We start from the raw sequence: 230 nt of genomic DNA, 5'->3' as shown, positions 1-230 counted from the left end.
CACACTCTGGCCGAAGGTGCTGTAGCCCAGCTCGGCCCAGCCCGGGCCGATGTCCACGCAGTAGCTGCCATCGTTCGGGGCGACTTCGCAGTTGGCGAAGGTGCCGCCGCTGGCGATCTTGTCGTCGAACTTGTTGAGGAAGCCGGTGAGGTTGAAGCCCCAGCGATCGCCTTGGTAATACGTGGCGATCTCATAGTTGGTGCTGGTTTCCGGCTTGAGGTCGGGCGAGC

The 230-nt window shown here is 63.0% G+C and carries 1 protein-coding gene; it reads right to left on the bottom strand.

The annotated features are described in order from the left end of the window. Nucleotides 1–230, bottom strand: a 230-nt coding sequence (locus tag RRF55_RS28275; RefSeq protein ID WP_439419336.1) for a TonB-dependent receptor domain-containing protein, incomplete at both ends; no start/stop codon positions are given.

Origin of the sequence: Klebsiella sp. K47 (assembly GCF_051858335.1) — a bacterium.
GTDB classification, from domain to species: domain Bacteria; phylum Pseudomonadota; class Gammaproteobacteria; order Enterobacterales; family Enterobacteriaceae; genus Klebsiella; species Klebsiella pneumoniae.
This window is presented reverse-complemented; position numbering and strand designations above follow the sequence as displayed.